Source organism: Micromonospora matsumotoense, assembly GCF_900091525.1.
Classification (GTDB): Bacteria; Actinomycetota; Actinomycetes; order Mycobacteriales; family Micromonosporaceae; genus Micromonospora; species Micromonospora matsumotoensis.
In genome coordinates, this window is the sequence record NZ_FMCU01000047.1 from 1 (window position 1) to 5,462 (window position 5,462).

General features: G+C 70.6%; 1 protein-coding gene. It reads left to right on the forward strand.

The window, feature by feature from the left end; genetic code table 11:
- Nucleotides 1-5,462, forward strand: a 5,462-nt coding sequence (locus GA0070216_RS33450) for a non-ribosomal peptide synthetase (protein ID WP_141723305.1), incomplete at both ends; no start/stop codon positions are given.

Consider the following 5,462-nt stretch of genomic DNA (forward strand, 5'->3'; position numbering starts at 1 on the left):
TTCTTCGCTCTGGGTGGGCATTCGTTGTTGGTGGTGCGGTTGGTGGAGTGGCTGCGTCGGCGGGGGATCGTGGTTGCGGTCCGGGCGTTCTTCCAGACTCCGACGCCTGCTGCTCTGGCTGCTGCCACGGGTGTCCGGCAGGCGCGGGTGCCGGCGAACCGGATTCCGGTCGGTGCCACCCGGATCACCCCGGACATGCTGCCGCTGGTGTCGCTGACCCAGGACGAGGTCGACCGGATCGTGGCCGCTGTCGACGGCGGCGCGGCCAACATCGCCGACGTCTACCCACTCGCCCCCCTACAGGAAGGTCTGCTCTTCCACCACCTGCTGGCCGCCGACGGGCCCGACGCCTACGTCCTGCCCACCATCCTGCGCTTCGTCGACCGACGCCTGCTCGACGACTTCCTGGCCGCGTTGCAGCAGGTGGTGGACCGGCACGACATCTTCCGCACCGGCCTGGTCTGGGCGGGACTGACGGAACCGGTGCAGGCCGTCCTGCGGCACGCGACCCTACCCGTATGCGAGGTCGTGGCGGCCGGACCGGATGACCTGCTGGCCGCCGCCGGGCGGACCATCGACCTGAGCCGCGCGCCGCTGCTGGACGCCACGGTGGCCCCCACCACCGACGGACAGTGGCTGGCCCTCATCCGGGTTCACCACGTCGTGCAGGACCACACCGGACTCGACGTACTGCTCTCCGAGGTGCGCACGATCCTGTCCGGCCGGGCCGACGAGTTGCCCCGGCCGCTGCCGTTTCGCGACTTCGTCGCCCAGGCCCGCGCCAGCGGCACCGAGGAGGAGCACGAGCGGTACTTCGCCGCTCTGCTGGGCGACGTCGACGAGTCGACCGCCGCGTACGGGGTGCTGGACGTCCGCGGCGACGGCACCGACCAGCGGCGGGCCGAGGAACCACTCGATCCGACCCTGACCGAAAGGCTGCGGCGGGTCGCCCGTGAGCTCGGCACCAGCCCTGCGACGATCCTGCACACGGCCTGGGCACGGACCCTCGCCGTGTTGAGCGGCCGGGAGGACGTCGTCTTCGGCACCGTGCTGTTCGGCCGGATGAACGCCGGTTCCGGGTCGGATCGGGTGCCCGGCCCGTTCATCAACACCCTGCCGGTGCGCCTGGACACCCGCCGGTTGACCGCCCGGGCCGCTGTTGCCGCGATGCGCGACCAGCTCGCCGGGCTGCTCGAACACGAACACGCCCCGCTCGCCGTCGCGCAGCGGGTCAGCGGTGTTCCCGCCGACCAGCCCCTGTTCACCACGATCTTCAACTACCGGCACAACATCTCCGGCACCGAGATCGGTATCGACGGCGTCACCGTCGTCTCGTCCCGCGAGTTCGACAACTTCCCGCTGTCGGTCTCGGTCGACGACGACGCTGACCGGATCGCCTTCGCCGTAGACGCCGCCGGAGTGATCGACCCGAGCGCCGTCGGTGCGCTGCTGCACACCGCCACCGAAGGGCTGATCGGCGCGCTCGAATCGGCGACTGACATCCCGCTGGCCGCCGTGGAGGTGCTGCCCGATGATGAGCGGCACCGGATGCTCGTCGACTGGAATGACACGGCGCTGCCGGTTGCGGGGACGTCGCTGCCAGAGGTGTTCGCGGCCCAGGTCGCGGCCACGCCGGAGGCGACGGCGGTGGTCTGCGACGGTGTCGCGCTGAGCTTCGCCGAACTGGACGGGCGGGCGAACCGGCTTACGCGGCTGCTGGTCGACCGCGGGCTCGTCCTGGAGTCGCTCGTGGGTCTGCTGTTGCCTCGCGGGGTGGACGCGCTGGTGGCGATCCTGGCGGTGCTGAAGGCCGGTGGGGGGTATCTGCCGCTCGACCAGGAGTATCCGGCCGAGCGGATCGCCCTGATGGTGAACGACGCGGCTCCGGCGGTGGTGCTGGCGGTGCGGGAGACCGCGGACTTGGCCCCGGACGGTGTGCCGGTGCTGGTGCTCGACGATCCGGCTGTCGAGGCCGAATGGGCGAGCGCGCCGTCGGATGACCTTTCGGTACCTGTCGGTCCGGAGTCGGTGGCGTACGTGATCTACACGTCGGGCTCGACGGGCCGGCCGAAGGGCGTGGTGGTGACCCACGGCGGGTTGCGCAACCTCTACGCCTTCCACCGGTCCGGGGTGATGGCAGGCGTCGAGGGCCACCGACTGCGGTTCGCGTTGACCGCATCGTTGTCCTTCGACACGTCCTGGGAGGGTCTGCTGTGGATGGTCGCCGGCCACGAGCTGCACGTGATCTCCGACGAGGTGCGGCGGGACACCTCGGCGATGGTGCGATACGTGGCCGAGCTGGGCGTCGGGGTGATGGACGTGACGCCGACGTACGCCGAGCAGCTGGTGGCCGACGGCCTGTTGGACGCCCCGCCGGACATCCTGCTGCTCGGTGGTGAGGCGGTCGGACCCCGGCTCTGGGAGCAGCTGCGCGACGCCACGGGGATGTGGTTCGTGCCCTTGTACGGTCCCACCGAATACAGCGTGGACGCCCTGGGGCTGCCGACCGGTGACAGCGCGGGACCGCTGGTCGGGGTGCCGATCGCCAACACCCGCGCCTACGTCCTCGACGGTGGGCTACGACCGGTACCGGTCGGGGTGGCCGGTGAGCTGTACCTCGCCGGCGTCGGGGTGGCCCGCGGCTACCTGGGGCAGCCGGGCCTGTCGGGGAGCCGGTTCGTGGCGTGTCCGTTCGGTGGCGTCGGCGAGCGGATGTACCGCACGGGCGACGTGGTGCGGTGGGACGCCGCAGGACGGTTGGAGTTCCTGGGCCGAGCCGACGGCCAGGTCAAGATCCGCGGCTTCCGGATCGAGTTGGGGGAGGTGCAGGCCGCGGTCGTGGCCCACCAGGAGATCGTGCGGGCCGCAGTGGTGGTACACACCGACCCGGCCGGTGACCGGCGGCTGGTGGCCTACGTGGTAGCCGACGACGGGGATGCCGAGCTGCCGGAGCGGGTCCGGAGGTTCGTCGCCGAGCGGCTGCCCGGGCACATGGTCCCGGCGGCGGTCGTGGTCCTCGACGACCTGCCGGTGACGGTCAACGGCAAGCTCGACGAGCGGGCGTTGCCCGCCCCCGACTTCGCTGCCCGAAGCGGCGCCGGCGGGGCCGTGGCCGATCCCCGGCAGGAGTTGCTGTGCGGCGTCTTCGCCGAGATACTCGGCCTGCCGGCGGTCGGTGTCGACGACGACTTCTTCGCGCTCGGCGGACACTCGCTGCTTGCCGTACGCCTGCTCGGTCGGCTGCGCAACGTCCTCGGCACCGAGGTGACGCTGCGGGCCCTCTTCGACGCGCCGACTCCCCGCGCGTTCGTCGCCCGGCTGACCGAGGCCGGCCCGGCCCGTCTGCCGCTGACCGCCGCCGCCCGTGCCGAGCGGGCACCACTCTCCTTCGCCCAGCGCCGACTCTGGTTCCTCGACCGGCTGGAAGGCCCCAACGCGACCTACAACCTGCCCGAGCCGCTGCGGCTGTCCGGACAGGTCGACGTCACCGCGCTCGACGCCGCCTTGCGTGACGTCCTCGGCCGGCACGAGATCCTGCGCACCGTCTTCGACACCGTCAACGGTGAGACCGGCCAGCGGGTCATCGCGCTGGACGACCTCGACTGGCGACTGAGCGCCGTCGAGGTAGGCCCGGAGGCGCTGGACGAGGCGATCGCCGAGCTGGCCGGGCAACCCTTCGACCTCGCCCACGAGGTGCCGGTCCGGGCCCGGCTGTTCTCGACCGCCTCCGACGAGCACGTGCTGCTTCTCGTGACGCACCACATCGCCAGTGACGGCTGGTCGATCGGCCGGCTCGCCCACGACCTGTCGGTCGCGTACGCCGCTCGGTGTGCCGGGCACGCCCCAACCTGGCAGCCGCTGCCGGTCCAGTACGCCGACTACGCGCTGTGGCAGCGCGAGCTGCTCGGCGACGAGCGGGACCCGGGCAGCCTGCTGTCCACCCAGGTCGCCTACTGGCGGGACGCGCTGGCCGGCGCTCCGGAAGAGCTGGCCCTGCCGTACGACCACGCCCGACCGGCGGTGTCCGGACACGGGGGCCACTGCGCCACCGTCGAGGTGCCCGCCGTCCTGCACGCCCGGCTCCGCGAGCTGGCCCGGGCCGAGGGTGTGACGGTCTCGATGGTGCTGCAGGCCGCTGTCGCCGTGTTGCTGTCCCGACTCGGAGCGGGCACCGACATCCCGATCGGAACGGCGACCGCCGGTCGTACCGACGAGGCGCTGGACGACCTGGTCGGCTTCTTCGTCAACACGGTGGTGCTGCGCACCGACCTGTCCGGCAACCCGACCCTGCGCGAGGTGCTGGCCCAGCTCCGGGAGAGCACGCTGGCCGGTCTCGGTAACCAGGACGTGCCGTTCGAGAGGCTGGTCGAGGAGCTTGCTCCGATCCGGTCGCTGGCCCGCCACCCGCTGTTCCAGACGATGTTGACGCTACAGAACAACGCCGTCGCGACGCTGGACCTGCCGGGCCTGCGGACCGAGGAGTACTCGGTGCGGAGCGCCGTGGCGAAGTTCGACCTGGAGTTCAGCCTCGCCGAGACCTTCGACGACGCGGGCGTACCGGCCGGCCTGACCGGAGAACTGGTCGCGTCGGCTGACCTTTTCAAGCCCACAAGCGTTGTCCAACTGCTGCGTCGTTTCGTCCGGATGCTCGAACTGCTGACGGACGATGCCGGGCAGCGAGTGAGCGCCATCGACCTGCTGGACGCGGAGGAGCGTTCCCAGCTGTTGGTGGACTGGAATGACACGGCGGTGTCGTATCCGGTGGACGACACCATTGTGTCGTTGTTCGCCCGTCAGGTGGCGGTGTCGCCGGATGCGGTGGCGGTGGTGTTTGAGGGTGTGTCGGTGTCGTATCGGGAGTTGGATGTGCGGGCTGGTGCGGTGGCGAGGTATTTGGGGTCGGTGGGGGTGGGGCCGGAGTCGGTGGTGGGGGTGTGTTTGCCCCGTGGGCTCGACCTGGTGGTGGCGTTGTTGGGGGTGTTGAAGGCTGGTGGTGCGTATTTGCCGGTTGATCCGGAGTTTCCGCAGGCGCGGGTGGAGGTGTTGGTGCGTGACGCGGGTGCCCTCGTCGTGTTGGAGTCGGTGGTGGGGTTGGACGGTCCGGATGTGGGGTCGGTGGGGGTGGGTGCGGCGCACCCGGCGTATGTGTTGTTCACGTCGGGGTCGATGGGTCGGCCGAAGGGTGTGGTGGTGTCGCATGGGGGGGTGGTGAATCGGTTGCGGTGGATGCAGGATCGGTTCGGGTTGGTGGTGGGTGAGCGGGTGGTGCAGAAGACGCCGTTTACGTTTGACGTGTCGGTGTGGGAGTTCTTCTGGCCGTTGGTGGTGGGTGGGACGGTGGTGGTGGCCCGTCCGGGTGGTCATCGTGATCCGGCGTATTTGGCGGAGTTGATTCGTGAGGAGCGTGTGTCGACGGCGCATTTTGTGCCGTCGATGTTGGAGGCGTTCCTGCCGGTGGCCGC